Here is a 17030-nt window from a genome sequence, read left to right on the forward strand (position 1 = left end):
CTTAGTTCTCTCAATCCCTGATTAAGCCGAATAACTATTGACCCATGTCAAAGTCGGCATATCATTATGAGGCATTCTACCAAACTATCGAAATTTTGACTAAAATTTTCCCTAATTTCCTTACTTCATACTACAAGCCCCGACCATGAAAATCATCCCCATCTCAAATAACACCAACACAAACAATGAATTACCGGAATTCGACCGCGAATTGATTGCCAGTTTGCCATCAAGCGGTCCACGTTATACATCCTATCCGACCGCCGACCGCTTCCATGAAGGCTTTAAAGAAGCCGAATATATCCAAGCTTTAAACCTGCGCAACATGGGCGCGCTCAACAAACCCCTTTCGCTCTACATCCACATTCCCTTCTGCAATACCATCTGCTACTACTGCGGCTGCAATAAAATCATTACCAAAGACAAAAGCCGTGCCGATGCCTATATCCAATATCTGGAAAAAGAAATGGAATTGCTGGCACCGCATTTGGGCGGAAGACACCAGCTTGCGCAACTCCACTTCGGCGGCGGCACGCCGACCTTCCTGAGCGACGACCAACTCGAACGCGTCTTCGACATGATCCGCAAATACTTCCAGCTGATTCCCAACGGCGAATACTCCATCGAAATCGACCCGCGCAAAGTCAGCCGCGAGACCGTCCTCAAATTGGGCAAACTCGGCTTCAACCGCATGAGCGTCGGCATTCAAGACTTCGACCCTAAAGTGCAGGCAGCCGTCAACCGTATCCAAAGTTACGAAGAAACCAAAGAAGTCATCGATGCCGCCCGCGAAGCGGGGTTCAAATCCGTCAGCGTCGATTTGATTTACGGCCTACCGCACCAAAACACCGAAAGCATCAAAACCACCATCGACACGGTCTTGTCCCTCGACCCCGACCGCCTTGCCCTCTACCACTACGCCCACCTGCCGCATATCTTCAAACCGCAACGCCGTATCGACACCAATGTCGTTCCCGGCAGCGAAGAAAAACTCGATATGCTGCAATATTGCGTCCAAACCCTGACTGAGCGCGGCTACGTCTTCATCGGGATGGACCACTTTGCCAAACCTGACGACGAGCTCTCCATCGCCCTCAAAGAAGGTTTCCTGCAACGAAATTTCCAAGGTTATTCCACCTATGCCGACTGCGACTTGGTGGCGATCGGCGTGTCCTCTATCGGCAAAATCGGCAGCACCTACTCCCAAAACGAGCGCGACATCGATGCCTATTACGCCGCACTCGACGCCGGACACCTGCCCATCATGCGCGGCTACCAGCTCAATCAAGACGACATTTTGCGCCGCAACATCATTCAGGATTTGATGTGCCGCTTCTCGCTCGATTATCGGATTTACGAAAGCGTGTTCGGCATTCCGTTTAGCCGTTATTTCGCGGTCGAACTGGAAGACATGAAACAACTGGAAACCCTCGGCCTGGTCCGCCTCAAACCGCACGGCCTGACCGTTACGCCGAAGGGACGTTTCCTGATCCGCAACATCGCCATGGTGTTCGACTATCATCTGCGCCATAAAGAAACCAAAGCCAAATATTCACAAACCGTATAAACACTTAGGCCGTCTGAAAGTATGTGTTATATTTCAGACGGCCTTTTTTCACATCAAAAGCAACACAATGGAACAACCCGATTTTTTCCCCATTCCCAGCCCCTGCATCGGCGTTTGCGAAGCCAATGCCAAAGGCTATTGCAAAGGCTGCCTGCGCAGCCGGGAAGAGCGCCTGTACTGGCACCAGATGACCGACAGCCAAAAGCATCAAGTCATGCACCTCCTAGCCCTCAGAAAAACCAAAATCCGCAACCGCAAAACAGAAAAGCCCGACACGGGCGAACAACCGCTTCAAAACCTGCTCGATTTCTAAACCGCCCTCACCGCACACACCAAAAGGAAAAACATGAAAAAGCTGCTCGCCTGCCTGCTTGTACCATTGACCGCCCTTGCCCTGGGCGCCTGCAAACCCGCCTCAACTTCACCCGACAGCAAACCTGCCGAACTTAACTGGCAGCAGCCCAAACTCACCAGCAATGTTTGGAAAATCAGCAAAGAAGGCCAACCCGATTCCTATCTGCTCGGCACCATCCACATGGGGCAAACCAATCAAACCTTGTCTTCCGATGCCCTCAAACTATTACAATCCACCGACCAACTGACCACAGAAGTTGACGCATTGCCGGACAGCAGTCCGGAAACAAAAAAAATGTATCAAAAATACTTCAAAGAAGTCATGAGTACCGAACCGCTCAGCCGCAAGCTTGGAAAAACAGATTTCCGTCTTTTACAAGAAATCTATTCACAAAATGAAGAAAGCCGACCCATCGCCAAAATTGCCGACAAACTCCACCCGTGGGCAGCATTGGTTTTTGCCGGCAGCGCATTTCCCCAAGGATATAGCGCAGAAACCGGTGCAGATATGTTGCTGACCAACGCAGCAGTCAATATCAACAAACCGCGTGGTTCATTAGAAAGCTTGGACGAAGTTTCCGCAATCTTCAAAGCACAGCCAGAAGAAACCATGCTCAACTTTCTGAAAGCCAGTATTAAAACCAATAAAGAAGAAACCGAAGATGTCAAAAAACTCCAGCAAGCCTATTCAGACGGCCGCTTTGAAGAACTGATCCCACTTTTGGAAGAAACCGAACAACGCACCCTCAAACGTGTTGATACCAAATACGCCAAAGCCATGTCCGATTGGCTGAAAAACGACCTCCTGATCCGCCGCAACCAGGCATGGCTGCCTGAAATCCGCAAGCAATCCGCCAAACAAAGTACCCTCTTTGCCGTCGGCATTGCCCATTTACCCAGCGAAAAAGGATTAATCGAACTATTGCGTCAAGAAGGCTATCGAGTGACGCCCGAACCCAAAATCCTGATTTGGCAATAAACCCCAATCCAACAACAAGGCCGTCTGAAATTCTTTCTTTCAGACGGCCTTTATTTAATCTCTATTAAATGAAGCGGTAAGCAATGTTGAGCGCAAAATCAATCGCCCAATGCCGCTACCATCACCGCTTTAATCGTGTGCATCCGGTTTTCTGCCTGATCAAACACAATGCTGGCTTCGCTTTCAAAGACTTCTTCCGTTACTTCCACACCATTCAGGCCGAATGTCTCATAAATCCATTCGCCGACTTTGGTTTCGCGATTATGGAAAGCAGGCAGGCAATGCATAAACTTGACTTGCGGATTTTCAGCCGCGGCCATTAATTCGGGCGTAACGCGGTAATCTTTCAGCAAATCGATACGTTCCTGCCACGCCTCTTTAGGCTCGCCCATGCTGACCCACACATCGGTATGGATAAAATCCACACCTTTTACGGCTTCCTGAGCATTCTCCGTCAACAGAATCCGTCCACCCGTCTCTTTGGCAACAGCCTGCACCGTCTCGATAATGTTTTCAGACGGCCACAAACTTTTCGGTGCACCGATACGCACGTCCATGCCCAGTTTCGCAGCCAAAACCAGCAACGAATTGGCCATGTTGTAACGCGCATCGCCGACGTAGGCAAACGCAACTTGGTTCAAAGGCTTGTCGCTATGCTCGCGCATCGTCAGCGCATCGGCGAGCATTTGGGTCGGGTGGAACTCGTTGGTCAGACCGTTGAACACAGGCACGCCTGCATACTTGGCCAGCTCTTCTACTACATCCTGTCCAAAGCCGCGATATTCGATGCCGTCAAACATCCGCCCTAAAACACGCGCCGTATCCTTAATGCTTTCCTTATGCCCGATTTGGCTGGCAGAAGGCTCCAGATAAGTTACCCCTGCCCCTTGATCGCGTGCAGCCACTTCAAACGCGCAACGGGTGCGGGTCGATGTTTTCTCGAAAATCAGGGCGATGTTTTTTCCCTGCATCCGCTGCACCTCGTTTCCTGCTTTTTTAGCGGCTTTCAACTCGGCGGCAAGGTCGAGATAGGCAGTAATTTCTTCGGGCGTGAAGTCCAGAAGTTTCAGGAAATGGCGGTTTTTCAGGCTCATGTCGTATTTCTCTTTTCTAGCGTGGGCGTTACCCAACATTTTTCTCCGTGCAGATTTTGTCGGACTTCCCCGACCTTCTGCTACTCAATTTTTCAGAATGCGAAGCCTGCCCGTAGCGCGGCCTCTTATCCTCTATCAAAACTCAAAATAAGGCCGTCTGAACTTCGCCTCGCTCCAAGGCAAGCAACGATTGTTTGCGGTTCAAACCGCCTGCGTAGCCGGTCAACTTGCCGTCACTGCCGATAACGCGGTGGCAGGGAATCAGGATGGACACCTTGTTCTGCCCGTTGGCAGCGGCAACGGCGCGAATAGCCTTAGGATTACCCAACTGCTGCGCCTGCTCCTTGTAGCTGCGCGTTTCGCCGTAAGGAATGGTCAGCAGCGCATTCCATACCTGCTGCTGAAAGGCTGTGCCTATCATTTCCAAAGGCGTCGCAAAAACTTTCAGACGGCCTTGGAAGTATAAATCCAATTCTTGGCGCAAAAGTTGCGTTTGCTCATTTTCTTGGAAAATAAACTGTCCGTGCAAAGCTTTTTGGACAGCCGTGATTTCCTGCTCTAGCTGTTTCTGCCCGACAAATTCCAGCAGACACAAGCCCTTGCCTCCGAACACCGCCAACATCTCGCCCAACGGCGTGGCAAGCGCGGCAACAGTCAGTTCGTTCGGACTATCCGGATAACGCGTTTCCAACAGTCGAATGGCTCGGCGGATACGGACATATTCCTCAGGGGCGCAACCGATACGATCGATAAAATCCTGCTCAAACTGCTTGGCTTCGTGTCCCGTAAGACGCTCGTCGAAGCCGGTGGAAAAATCGGTTTCCAGTCGCTCGCGGATTTCATTCCACTTTGATGGAAGCTCGTTTAAAGAAGGCAGAGTAATCATCTACATTTATTCCCGATAATCAACAAACCCCAAACGATTACCCGACGGATCAAAAAATTCCACAGCCCATCCGGTACGAATACGGAAAGGTTCACTTAGAAAACGGATATTTCTACCCTGTAACTCCGCATACTTCGCCTGCACATCATCCACTTCAATCCACACAGCAGGTGTCATATTGGGAAATTTATTCCGCTCTTTGAGAATGATGGCAGCTTCTTCTTCGCCCACCCGAAAAGCAACCATGCCACTTTCGGAAAAGTCGAATTTAACGGGCAAATCCAGTACATCTTGGTAAAAACGGCAACTGGTAACCAGATCATCTGCGGGAAAGAAAAAATTATCGTACTTCAATTTTTCTCCTTATCAACTAATTGTTATCACAGTATTACCTAAGAAAAATATACACCATTTTATCAGGCTAATATCCTACTTTTCAGACGGCCTTTTCACTTCAACAAACGTTTCAACATACCTTCATACACTGCCGACAGCTTCGGAATATCTTCCAAACGTACGTTTTCGTTGATTTGGTGGATGGTCGCGTTGGATGGGCCTAACTCGATGAGTTCTTTGGCAATGGCTTTGATGAAACGCCCGTCCGAAGTGCCGCCGGTGGTGGACAATTCGGCCTCAACGCCACAAATCTCGGCAATGGCTTCGCGTGCCACGTCGGTCAGTTTTCCTGCCTGAGTCAGGAACGGTTGGCCTGAACAAGACCACTGCAAATCGTATTGCACACCATGTTTATCCAAAATGGCATGGACGCGTTGTTTCAGCCCTTCTTCGGTGGGCTCGGTAGAAAAGCGGAAATTGAATTTGACGTTCAGCTCGCCCGGAATAACGTTGGTCGCACCTGTACCGCCGTTAATATTGGAAATTTGGAAACTGGTCGGCGGGAAGTATTCGTTGCCCTCGTCCCAGACTTCCTGTGTCAGCTCTAACAAGGCTGAGGCAAAAGTATGCACGGGATTGATGGCCAAATGCGGATAGGCAATATGGCCTTGCTTGCCTTTGACGGTCAGGTTGCCCGACAACGAGCCGCGGCGACCGTTTTTCAACATATCGCCCAATTTATCCACAGCAGTCGGTTCGCCGACGATACAGTAATCAATCAACTCGCCGCGCGCTTTCAACACATCGACGACTTTGGTCGTGCCGTCCAGCGCATCGCCCTCTTCGTCCGAAGTAATCAGGAGTGCGATGCTGCCTTGATGATCGGGATGTTCGGCAACGAAGCGTTCGCAGGCGGTAACGAAACAGGCAATGCTGGTTTTCATGTCCGCTGCACCGCGACCATACAGACGGCCTTCGCGCTCGGTCGGTTCAAACGGAGGCGAATCCCATTTTTCAACAGGGCCTGTCGGCACGACGTCGGTATGTCCGGCAAAGCAGAACACCGGAGCCTGCGTACCACGGCGCAACCAAATGTTTTTGGTGTCGCCAAAATGAAGCTCTTCTACGGCAAAACCGATTTTTTGCAGGCGTTCGGCCAGCAGTTGTTGGCAATTTTGGTCATCCGGCGTAACGGACGGACGGGAAATCAACGCTTTGGCGAGTTCTAGGGATTGGGTTTCGATCATTGTGTTTACTTTGAAAAACAGGCCGTCTGAAACGTTCTGAATATGATTTTCAGACGGCCTTGAGTTTATTTGAAGATACTGAATGGGCAGTTTGTCTTTCTGCGTCCTGAGTTATTTTCCATGGCAAGCTTCATAAAGCGGCAGTAAGTCTTCCACTGTTTCCACTATCCATTTCGCGACATCCTGCTTGCCCAAATCATCGCGTTCGATGTGTTTGCCGATACAGAAGAAATCTTTGTCGTCTCGAAGCTTTCTATCGCCGTCGCTTTGTTGGGCAACGGTACGATAATCGTCATATTCGCTTTCCGCACCGTGCCACATATCGAAGGAAGCGTATTTTTCGGTATCAAAATTATCCAGCCAGCGGTTGTAATCGGGCAACGCAATAGGGGAAATATCGGCTTTATAGCAGTGCCAATCCAAGCTGACGCTCAAACGGCGGCGGTTGAGCAAAATCGATAAAATTGCTGCGGAATTTTTATATTGTTCGTATTTGAAATAGGCAAAGAAATGGGCGCGGACCTGCCAGCCGTTACACCAGCGTTCGATATGCGGCGGCGCAAACGGTGCACCCAATTCGGTGGCAACCTGCTGGATCAGCTGCTGCCATACCTGCCAGTTTTCTTTATAGTCGGCCTTAATTTGCGGAATGCTTTCAGGCTGGTATTTTTTAAGCTGGGAAAATTGGAAAAAGGGAATATTGAACAAATCGCAACTTTTTGGGGTCAGCATAATATATCCTTGAGACGATTGTTTCAGACGGCCTTATTTGCGGCGGCGTGCGGCCATAATTTTGCCGATTTCGGTCAGTTTTTCTTTGGGGATAAAGGTTTTGCCCATATCAAACAACGGCTCTTCAATCGCCAGATGAACATCATATCCTGCGACAAAGCGTTTGAACGCTTCCGCATCGGGGACATAGGCGTTGTCTGCTTCGAGTTTGGCGAATTCGGCGGATACTGCCGCCCAGTTGTTGTGCAGGCTGACATGTTGGCGCAACAGCTCGTCAACGCTTTTTTGAGCTTGTGGCGCATATTGCAATAGAAGCGGAAAGAAATTTTCTTCTTCATCTTCATGGTGCAACGGCGCGGCAACATTAAAATATTGGGCAATCTGGCGGATGGTTTGCAAAACGATTTGATTGCAGCCGTTTTCGGCAATATAGTCCGACAACATGGCAACCTGGCTGCAGAAACGGCGCACTTTGCCATGACAGGCGTACAGCATTTCAATGGGTTCGGCAAAAGTAACGCTTTTGGTTTCAAACGGATTCATGGTTTTGAGGTTTTATTCTGAAATTAATGTTTCCAGATTATAACAAAACAGCCTGCGCAAGGCAGGCTGTCTGTTTTTAAGCTTAAAGCGGATTAGTCAACCAAAGTAACTTTACCGTTCATCAAAGCACCGTGACCTGGGAAGGTACAAGCGAATTTGTATTCGCCGCCGGCCAATTTAGCAGGATCCAGAGTCAGGGAAGATTCTTCGCCGCCGCCAACCAGTTTAGTGTGGGCAACAACGCGTGCGTCGTCAGGTTTAACGTAGTCAGTTGCAGCAGCACCGGCACCGTCTTTGAAAATACCGTCCATGTCTTCGGCTTTACCGATGACGATGTTGTGACCCATGCTTTCTTTAGGTTGGGTACCGGTGTGTTTCAAAGTGATGGTGAATTCTTTACAAGCTTTGCTTACTTGGATTTCTTTAGTGTTGAACTGCATAGCGTCGTTGGCTTCAACAGTAGTTGCGCAGTTGCCGGCAGCAGGAGCGGCGGCAGCATCGGCTGGAGCAGCTTCAGAGGCAGGAGCGGCATCGGCAGGTGCAGTAGTTTCTGCAGGAGCAGCTTCAGAAGCAGCGGAAGCAGCAGGTGCTTCAGCAGGTTTTGCAGCTTCTTGAGAGCATGCAGCCAAGCCGATAACGGCAGCGGAAATCAGAGCCAGATAAGCTTTCATTGATGTATCTCCTAATGATGAGAGTCTTGTTAAGTTCTATTAATAGAACCCGCGCGAATATATTAACAAAGGCAAATACCAGACTTAAACTTATTCACGCAGAGCGATAAGAAATTCAGGCGTTATTTTGCTACAAACTTCGCACGAAATCAAAGTTTCAGGCCAAGTTTACATCAGTTTACCTAAAAGAAAACAGTTACTGTTTAGGTCGTATTTCTTTAGTATTAGATGCTATCGGTCAAATGAAATAAGTTTTAACATTTATTAACCATAATCTCATTCGGCATGATTTTATCGGCTGTGTTTGCGTACCAATTCTGCCAATGCAGCTGCCAATTCGGGATGCCTGCCTTCCAATTTGGCCGCAGCCGCATCGAAGCTGTCCAAAGCGGCCTCGCTCAATTGCAAGCTGTTGGTTTTCGGCTGAGGCGGAGGCTTGGGGACCACCCTGACCGCCACTTCCCGTATTCCGTCATGCAATGCTTGCAACTTGGGCAACATGGCGGGCAGGATCATTTTCAAACGCGAAGCAGCCATATTGTTGGCGGCCAGCAAAACCAGCCTTCCGTCTTCAACACAGGCCGTCTGAAAATGCGGATGCAGGTTGACCGGCAAAACCGTTTTGATTTTTGCATCCAATTTCCGCCATTGTTGCGATTGTTGCAACAAGCCCGCCAATAAGCGGTCGCGCTTGCCCAATTGTGCTAAATCCATATATTTCAGACGGCCTTTCAGTAAATTAACCAAACAATTACAATTGAAATACAGCAAAACCGCCTTTATTTCAAACAGCATTACCGCGTTATACAAGCGCTTGTGTTAAAATCCCAATTTCGCCCACTATTATATCAAGGCGCAGGAATTATTCATGCTGACAAACATTGCTAAGAAAATCTTCGGCAGTCGCAACGACCGCCTGCTGAAACAATATCGTAAATCCGTTGCTAAAATCAATGCACTCGAAGAACAGATGAAAGCGTTGAGCGACGCAGATTTACAGGCCAAGACCGCCGAATTCAAACAACGCCTCGCTGACGGACAAACGCTAGATGATATTTTGGTTGAAGCCTTTGCCGTCTGCCGCGAGGCATCCCGCCGCGTATTGGGCATGCGCCACTTCGATGTACAGCTGATCGGCGGTATGGTCCTGCACCATGGCAAAATCGCCGAAATGCGTACCGGTGAAGGTAAGACATTGGTGGCCACCCTTGCCGTTTACCTGAATGCATTGTCAGGAAAAGGCGTACACGTCGTTACCGTCAACGACTACCTCGCCTCCCGTGACGCGGGCATTATGGAGCCGTTGTACAACTTCTTGGGCTTGAGCGTCGGCGTGATCGTAGCCGATTTGCAACCTTTCGAACGCCAAACCGCTTACGGTGCCGACATTACTTACGGCACCAACAACGAATTCGGCTTCGACTACCTGCGCGACAATATGGTTACCGACCAATACGACAAAGTTCAGCGCGAATTGAACTTTGCCGTTGTCGACGAAGTGGACTCCATTTTGATCGACGAAGCGCGTACGCCGCTGATTATTTCCGGCCAGGCAGATGACAACATCCAGCTCTACCGCGTGATGGATGCCGTTCCGGCCCACCTTATCCGCCAAGAAACCGAAGAAGGCGAAGGCGATTACTGGGTAGATGAAAAAGCACACCAAGTTATTCTGAGCGAAGCCGGTCACGAACACGCCGAGCAAATCCTGACCCAAATGGGCTTATTGCAGGAAAACGACTCGCTCTACTCTGCCGCCAATATTTCCCTGATGCACCACCTCATGGCGGCATTGCGTGCGCACACCCTGTTCCACAAAGACCAACACTACGTCATTCAAGACGGCGAAATCGTGATTGTGGACGAGTTCACAGGCCGTCTGATGGCCGGCCGCCGTTGGTCCGAAGGCTTGCACCAAGCCGTTGAAGCCAAAGAAGGCGTAGAAATCAAACGCGAAAACCAAACGCTTGCCTCCATTACCTTCCAAAACTACTTCCGCCTGTACAGCAAACTGTCCGGCATGACCGGTACGGCCGACACCGAAGCCTTCGAGTTCCAAAGCATTTACAACCTCGAAACCGTCATCATCCCGACCAACCGTCCGGTACAACGCAAAGACTTCAACGACCAAATCTTCCGCTCGGCCGAAGAAAAATTTGAAGCCGTTGTCAAAGACATCGCCGAATGCCACAAAAACGGCCAACCAGTTTTGGTCGGCACCACCAGCATCGAAAACTCCGAACTGGTTTCCCGTTTGTTACACGAAGCCGGTCTTCCGCATAACGTCCTCAACGCCAAGGAACACGAGCGCGAGGCATTGATTGTGGCCCAAGCCGGTAAAGTCGGCGCAATTACCGTTGCCACCAACATGGCCGGCCGCGGTACCGACATTGTCTTGGGCGGTAACCTCAAACATCAAATCGAAGCCATCCACGCCGATGAAACCCTGAGCGAACAGCAAAAACAAGCGCAAATTTCCGCCCTTGAAAGCGGTTGGCAAACCGAACACGACCAAGTTGTGGCCGCAGGCGGTTTGCACATTATCGGTACGGAACGCCACGAAAGCCGCCGTATCGACAACCAATTGCGCGGTCGTGCAGGCCGTCAGGGCGACCCCGGCTCCAGCCGTTTTTACCTGTCGTTTGAAGACCCATTATTGCGCCTCTTTGCTCTCGACCGTGCCGCCGCCATCCTCAACCGTCTGGCACCCGAGCGCGGCGTTGCCATCGAACACGGCCTGCTGACCCGTCAAATCGAAGGTGCGCAACGTAAAGTCGAAGGCCGCAACTTCGATATGCGTAAACAGGTTTTGGAATACGATGACGTTGCCAACGACCAACGTAAAGTGATTTACCATCAACGTAACGAAATCCTGACGACTAAAGACGTCAGCGATTTGACCCGCGAAATCCGCGCCGACGTTATCAGCGACTTGGTTGATTACCATATCCCGCCTGACAGCATGGAAGAGCAATGGGACATTCCGGCACTGGAGCACCAACTTGCCGCCGATTTCCGCCTGCATGTCGATATTAAAGGCTGGTTGAAAGAAGACAGCACTTTAGACAACCAAGACATTAAAGAACGCCTCATCAAGCGCATCGAAGACGAGTATGCCGAAAAAGTCGAATTGGTCGGCAAACAGGCTATGTCTGACTTCGAACGCAATGTTATGCTGCAAGTTATCGACAACCAATGGCGCGAACACCTCGCCGCTATGGACTACTTGCGCCAAGGTATCCATCTGCGCAGCTATGCTCAGAAAAATCCGAAACAGGAATACAAACGCGAAGCTTTCGCCATGTTTGAAAACCTGTGGCGCGGCATCAAACAAAACATTGCCGCTTTGCTGACTGCCGTTCAAATCGAGCGCAACAGCGAATACGACCACACCGCCGCACAAAGCGTCAGCGATGTTCAAACCGTCCACTCCGACGCGCCCGATATGGAAGAATTGCTCGGCCAATCGCAAACCGATTTGGTTACCGAAGCGTTCGACCCTGACGGTACCGACTTCAGCCCTGAAGCGCTTGCACAAAACGGCCTAATTGTTCACCGCAACGATCCTTGCCCTTGCGGCAGCGGCCTGAAATACAAACAGTGCCACGGTAAATTGAACTAAGCAGTCAATTCAAAAGGCCGTCTGAACAGATGACAACGAAATCAAAGATTCTCGTCTCACTGTTCAGACGGCCTGAGAATTATCCAAACAAAAAATTTCCAAATCCAATTTCAAAAGAGTATCCCTATGGCAGGCAATACCTTCGGACAAATCTTTACCGTTACCACTTTCGGCGAAAGCCACGGCGCAGGCTTGGGCTGCATCATTGACGGCTGCCCGCCCGGATTAGAATTGAGCGAAGCGGATATCCAGTTTGACCTTGACCGCCGCAAACCCGGCACCAGCCGCCACGTTACCCAACGCCGCGAAGCCGACCAAGTCGAAATCCTCTCCGGCGTATTTGAAGGCAAAACCACCGGCACCCCCATCGCCCTCCTGATCCGTAATACTGACCAACGCAGCAAAGACTATGGCAATATCGCCACCAGTTTCCGTCCCGGCCATGCCGATTACACCTACTGGCACAAATACGGTACACGCGACTATCGCGGCGGCGGTAGAAGTTCCGCCCGCGAAACCGCCGCACGTGTTGCCGCCGGAGCAGTCGCTAAAAAATGGCTGAAAGAAAAATTCGGCACAGAAATTACCGCCTACGTTACCCAAGTAGGCGAAAAAGAAATCCAGTTTGAAGGTTACGAATATATTTCCCAAAATCCTTTTTTTGCCGCCAACCAAAGCCAAATTGAGGACTTGGAAAACTATATGGACAGCGTGCGCAAAGCATTGGATTCTGTCGGCGCAAAACTTCATATCGAAGCGGTTAATGTCCCTGTCGGCTTGGGCGAACCGGTTTTTGACCGCCTCGATGCAGAAATTGCCTATGCCATGATGGGCATTAATGCCGTCAAAGGTGTAGAAATCGGCGCGGGTTTTGATAGCGTAACGCAACGCGGCAGCGAGCACGGCGACGAGCTCACGCCTCAAGGTTTTCTATCCAACCACTCAGGCGGCATCTTGGGCGGCATCAGCACCGGACAAGACATTCATGTGAATATTGCCATCAAGCCAACCAGTTCCATCGCCACACCGCGCCGCAGCATCGATATAGAAGGCAATCCTGTCGAGCTTGCCACACACGGCCGCCACGATCCCTGCGTCGGATTACGCGCCGCCCCGATTGCCGAAGCCATGCTGGCATTGGTCTTGATCGATCACGCCTTACGCCATCGTGCGCAAAATGCCGATGTTCAGGTTAATACGCCGGACATCACTCAATTGGAAAAATAACCGTTTATTTCTGAATATTCTCAGAAAAATTTAGCCAAATCACAGTCTTTATACTACAATAGCACCTTATTGCCGTATGAAGAAAATACGGATTTAGATTAGAGGAATACAACCGCAATGGCACAAGAAACCGCTTTGGGCGCTGCACTGAAATCTGCCGTCCAAACCATGAGCAAGAAAAAACAAACAGACATGATTGCCGACCACATTTACGGCAAATATGATGTGTTCAAACGATTCAAACCGTTGGCTGTCGGCATTGACCAAGATTTGGTTGCCGCCCTGCCCCAATACGACCCTGCACTGATTGCACGCGTACTGGCCAACCACTGCCGCCGCCCACGCTATCTGAAAGCCCTGGCGCGCGGCGGCAAACGTTTTGACTTGAACAACCGCTTCAAAGGCGAAGTCAGCGCAGAAGAACAAACCATCGCCCAACAGCACCCTGCCGTTCAGCAGGCATTGGCTGCACAAGCCGAACGCCAAGCCGCTAAGGCTACCGCTGAAGCAGAAACAGCTCCTGCACAAGCTGAGGAGACCAACAACGCTGCTGAATAATGTTCAGACGGCCTGTTATAGCTTGTTCTAAATAAAGACCCCGATTCAATGACTTTCTTTAATGTCGTTGAATTGGGTTTTTTATTGCCTTAACCTTATAGTAGACTGATTAAAAATAGCTTGTTTCCCTCACCAAGCCAAGTTTTGAAACCAAAATCTTTGCTAAGATATTCCCAATAAGGTATTTCTCTATTACCTTGATTATTCTTGTATCAGTTCAAACATTGAACAGCATGATTTATGCATCGTTAAAACAAACTAAAATCTCTTCTTAATGAGCATAAGTAAAGGCCGTCTGAAATATCTTTCAGACGGCCTTTTTTAAATCAAACAGTCAGTTAAAACACGGCTTGCAAAACCAAATAGCTGACAACAGACAAAACGGCAGCGGCAGGCAAGGTAATAACCCAAGCAAGGCCAATCGGTTTCATCAATTTCCAGTTAGCATTGCGGTTAACCAAGCCGATACCCAAAACGGCACCCACCAAGATATGGGTACTGGAAACAGGCAAGCCCATAAATGATGCGGCCATCACGACGGCGGCGGCAGAAAGCTCGGCTGAGAAGCCTGACGCAGGGTGCATTTCTGCCAAGCTGGTACCTACGGTTTTAATCACTTCTTTACCGACAAACCACAAACCGACGATCAAAGCGATACCAAAAGTTAACATGGCAATCGGTGGCACGGCGTTTTGAGCGGTAATGCTGTTGGTACGCAGCACATCCATAATCGCGGCAAACGGACCAATCGCATTGGCAATATCGTTCGCACCATGGCTGAATGCGAAACCGCAAGCGGTAAACACCTGCATCCATGAGAACATTTGGAAAGTCGATTTATCCAAATCTTTGCGTTTCAAACTTTTGGCGAATACAAACGTACCCATCCAAATAGCCGCACCAATCATGAAAATGGTCAGGAAGCTGTTGACATTGCTCATGCCCAAATGCAGATTTTTCAGACCTTTGAAAATCAACATGGCCGCAATCATCATACCGCCGACAGAGGCAATAAACGGCACCCAAGAATGCAGGGCTTTATAAGAATCCACTTCGCCCTTACGGCTGTCAAAGCGGTACAGGCCGCGATAATACTCAGACTGCAACTCTTCGGGATCAAAGTCCGGCTCATCATAAATTTGGGCATCATGCGCCATTTTGGTGGCGTATTCGACTTTTTCAGATTCACTCAAGGCCTCAAAAAACTGGCGGTGCTCTTCTTTATAGGCTTTCTTCTCCAGTTTGATGCCTTTCAGCGTATTGCCGGCCCAAGAGTTGTAATCCAAAACATTTTTCTTGATTCGTGAAAACAACAGATAGGAAACGATGCCGCCCAAAACCGGAGACAAAATCCAAGACAAGGCAATCTCACCCAATTTATCCCACTGAATCAATGCAACGGAATCTACGCCGTTTAACGTCGCCATGCACAATGCACTACCGACAATACCGCCGATAATCGCATGCGTCGTTGAGACAGGAAGGCCTTTGTGCGAGGCAAAAAGCAGCCACAATGCCGCAGCCAAAAGCGCAGACATCATAATAAAGACAAATTGCATCGGATCCAGATGCATGCCGTTCAAATCGACAATACCCTTACGGATGGTATCCGTTACCTCACCGCCGGCAATCACTGCGCCGCTGACTTCAAATACTGCTGCAATCAGCAAGGCTTGCGGAATAGTCAATGTGCCGGAGCCGACACTTGTACCGAAAGAGTTGGCAATATCGTTACCGCCCACATTAAACGCCATGAAGACGCCGAAAAAGGTGGCAAGGATAAACAGGCCGGAATGGTTGTAATGGGTATAACCCAGGCCCCAATAAATAAAATAGCCGACCATGCTCACAAGCATAGCGGCGAAAGCCGTATTAATCAGCTTCAAGTTCGCACTCGACTGAGTTTGAGCCATGGAAAGTTTCCTTTTGGAAAACATGTTGAGTCGCGCTATTTTAACCTCTTTGTAATCTTTCTTGCACCAACTATTTACATTAAACGCCGAAATTCCCGTAAAAACGTCAAAAGGCGTTAAAATGTCATTTTACCTTCCCTTTCTGTAACCGAAATGCAACCCCAATACTATATCGGCATCATGTCCGGAACCAGCATGGACGGTGCCGATGCCGTACTGATTCAAATGCAGGGCAAGCAATGGCAACGCGCCGTCGCCCATAGCTTTCTACCCTATTCAGACGGCCTGCGCCAAGAATTGTTGGCACTGCAAGACATAGGCGAAAATGAATTGCACAGAAGCAATATCCTGGCGCAAACACTCAGCCGCCTATACGCCCAAACCGTACAGCAACTGTTGACAGAGCAAAACCTGTCTGCCAAAGACATTGCCGCAATCGGCTGCCACGGACAAACCATCCGCCATGCGCCTGAACACGGTTACAGCATTCAACTGGTCAACCTCTCGCTTTTAGCCGAGCTGACCGGCATTTTCACGGTCGGCGACTTCCGCAGCCGCGACCTTGCCTGCAACGGTCAAGGTGCACCCCTCGTCCCAGCCTTTCACGAAGCACTGTTTCGAGATGCGAATGAAACCCGCGCCGTACTCAACATCGGCGGCATTTCCAATATTAGCATCCTCCCACCCGACAGCCCTTCTTTCGGTTTCGATACTGGCCCCGGCAATATGTTGATGGATGCATGGATGCAACATATCTGGCAGCAGCCTTACGACGAAAACGGGGAAAAAGCCGAACAAGGCGAAATCCTCCCTGACCTGCTCGCTTCCCTACTCGACCATCCTTACTTCAGCCGCCCTTATCCCAAAAGTACAGGCCGAGAGTTGTTTTCCCTAAGCTGGCTTCAGGGCCGTCTGAAAGGTAAAGAAAAGCCGGAAGACGTAATGCGCACATTGGTCTTTTATACTGCACAAACCATTTTTGACGCGACCAAACAAGCTGCCCCGGCGATTCATCATCTTTATATCTGTGGTGGCGGCATCCGCAATCCGGTGTTAATGCATGACTTGGAAACCCTGTTTTCTCCCGACTCCAAATTGCACAGCACAGCCAAGCTCCATCTTGACCCGCAATGGGTCGAAGCCGCCGCTTTTGCCTGGCTTGCCGCCTGTTGGTGCAATCAAGTTCCGAGCAATCCCCACCATGCAACCGGAGCACATTCACACCGGATTTTAGGCTCTGGACATTACGGCAACTAAAGTCGGATAAATAAAAAGGCCGTCTGAACATTTTCAGACGGCCT

16 protein-coding genes are annotated in these 17030 nt (G+C 49.8%); 7 read left to right on the forward strand and 9 right to left on the reverse strand.

All coding sequences use genetic code 11. The annotated features are described in order from the left end of the window. Nucleotides 1-145: 145 nt before the first annotated feature. The 3 genes from hemN to HMPREF2596_RS05390 all read left to right on the forward strand — a co-directional run bounded on the left by hemN (nt 146) and on the right by HMPREF2596_RS05390 (nt 2900). Nucleotides 146-1567 carry an oxygen-independent coproporphyrinogen III oxidase gene (gene hemN, locus HMPREF2596_RS05380; RefSeq protein ID WP_036493135.1) on the forward strand — a complete coding sequence of 474 codons (1422 nt, stop codon included), beginning with the start codon at nt 146-148 and terminating at the stop codon, nt 1565-1567. 67 nt (nt 1568-1634) lie between these two features. Beyond that, a complete protein-coding gene (locus HMPREF2596_RS05385) occupies nt 1635-1880 on the forward strand; it encodes a DUF1289 domain-containing protein (RefSeq protein WP_070850112.1) in 246 nt (81 codons plus the stop codon). A 33-nt stretch (nt 1881-1913) separates the two neighbouring features. Beyond that, nucleotides 1914-2900, forward strand: coding sequence for a TraB/GumN family protein (locus tag HMPREF2596_RS05390; protein WP_070850114.1), 987 nt, complete (start codon nt 1914-1916; stop codon nt 2898-2900). Between the two features lie 98 nt (nt 2901-2998). On the opposite strand, the gene argF is transcribed toward HMPREF2596_RS05390, so the two are convergent. From argF to HMPREF2596_RS05430, 8 genes are all read right to left on the reverse strand, one after another. Further along, a complete protein-coding gene (argF, locus tag HMPREF2596_RS05395) occupies nt 2999-3994 on the reverse strand; it encodes an ornithine carbamoyltransferase (RefSeq protein WP_070850116.1) in 996 nt (331 codons plus the stop codon). Nucleotides 3995-4136: 142 nt separating this feature from the next. Then, nucleotides 4137-4880, reverse strand: coding sequence for a methylated-DNA--[protein]-cysteine S-methyltransferase (locus HMPREF2596_RS05400; protein WP_070850117.1), 744 nt, complete (start codon nt 4878-4880; stop codon nt 4137-4139). A 6-nt stretch (nt 4881-4886) separates the two neighbouring features. Continuing rightward, nucleotides 4887-5234, reverse strand: a complete 348-nt coding sequence (locus tag HMPREF2596_RS05405) for a VOC family protein (protein WP_070850119.1) — start codon at nt 5232-5234, stop codon at nt 4887-4889. A 95-nt stretch (nt 5235-5329) separates the two neighbouring features. Beyond that, on the reverse strand, nt 5330-6463 hold the full coding sequence (dapE, locus tag HMPREF2596_RS05410; protein ID WP_070850121.1) for a succinyl-diaminopimelate desuccinylase: 1134 nt from the start codon (nt 6461-6463) through the stop codon (nt 5330-5332). 111 nt (nt 6464-6574) lie between these two features. Next, a complete protein-coding gene (locus HMPREF2596_RS05415; protein ID WP_049323933.1) occupies nt 6575-7195 on the reverse strand; it encodes a glucose-6-phosphate 1-dehydrogenase family protein in 621 nt (206 codons plus the stop codon). A gap of 33 nt (nt 7196-7228) precedes the next feature. Next, nucleotides 7229-7738, reverse strand: a complete 510-nt coding sequence (locus HMPREF2596_RS05420; RefSeq protein WP_070850122.1) for a hemerythrin domain-containing protein — start codon at nt 7736-7738, stop codon at nt 7229-7231. A 92-nt stretch (nt 7739-7830) separates the two neighbouring features. Then, complete coding sequence (azu, locus tag HMPREF2596_RS05425) at nt 7831-8409, reverse strand: azurin (RefSeq protein ID WP_036493110.1); 579 nt, start codon at nt 8407-8409, stop codon at nt 7831-7833. A 291-nt stretch (nt 8410-8700) separates the two neighbouring features. Beyond that, nucleotides 8701-9123, reverse strand: a complete 423-nt coding sequence (locus HMPREF2596_RS05430) for a DciA family protein (protein ID WP_070850417.1) — start codon at nt 9121-9123, stop codon at nt 8701-8703. A gap of 154 nt (nt 9124-9277) precedes the next feature. Here HMPREF2596_RS05430 and secA point away from each other — a divergent pair, with 154 nt between their 5' ends. From secA to HMPREF2596_RS05445, 3 genes are all read left to right on the forward strand, one after another. Beyond that, nucleotides 9278-12031: a preprotein translocase subunit SecA gene (secA, locus tag HMPREF2596_RS05435; RefSeq protein ID WP_070850124.1), complete on the forward strand. Its 2754-nt coding sequence runs from the start codon at nt 9278-9280 to the stop codon at nt 12029-12031. A gap of 126 nt (nt 12032-12157) precedes the next feature. Then, entirely contained in the window at nt 12158-13258 is a 1101-nt protein-coding gene (gene aroC / locus HMPREF2596_RS05440) for a chorismate synthase (RefSeq protein ID WP_070850126.1), read from the forward strand. 117 nt (nt 13259-13375) lie between these two features. Then, the gene (locus HMPREF2596_RS05445) at nt 13376-13816 is read left to right on the forward strand and encodes a ProQ/FINO family protein (RefSeq protein WP_070850128.1); all 441 of its coding nucleotides are present in this window, start codon (nt 13376-13378) and stop codon (nt 13814-13816) included. A 338-nt stretch (nt 13817-14154) separates the two neighbouring features. On the opposite strand, the gene HMPREF2596_RS05450 is transcribed toward HMPREF2596_RS05445, so the two are convergent. Then, complete coding sequence (locus HMPREF2596_RS05450) at nt 14155-15729, reverse strand: inorganic phosphate transporter (RefSeq protein ID WP_049348251.1); 1575 nt, start codon at nt 15727-15729, stop codon at nt 14155-14157. 153 nt (nt 15730-15882) lie between these two features. Here HMPREF2596_RS05450 and HMPREF2596_RS05455 point away from each other — a divergent pair, with 153 nt between their 5' ends. Beyond that, complete coding sequence (locus HMPREF2596_RS05455; RefSeq protein ID WP_070850130.1) at nt 15883-16986, forward strand: anhydro-N-acetylmuramic acid kinase; 1104 nt, start codon at nt 15883-15885, stop codon at nt 16984-16986. Nucleotides 16987-17030 lie beyond the last annotated feature (44 nt).

It is taken from the genome of Neisseria sp. HMSC078C12, assembly GCF_001838065.1.
Classification (GTDB): Bacteria; Pseudomonadota; Gammaproteobacteria; order Burkholderiales; family Neisseriaceae; genus Neisseria.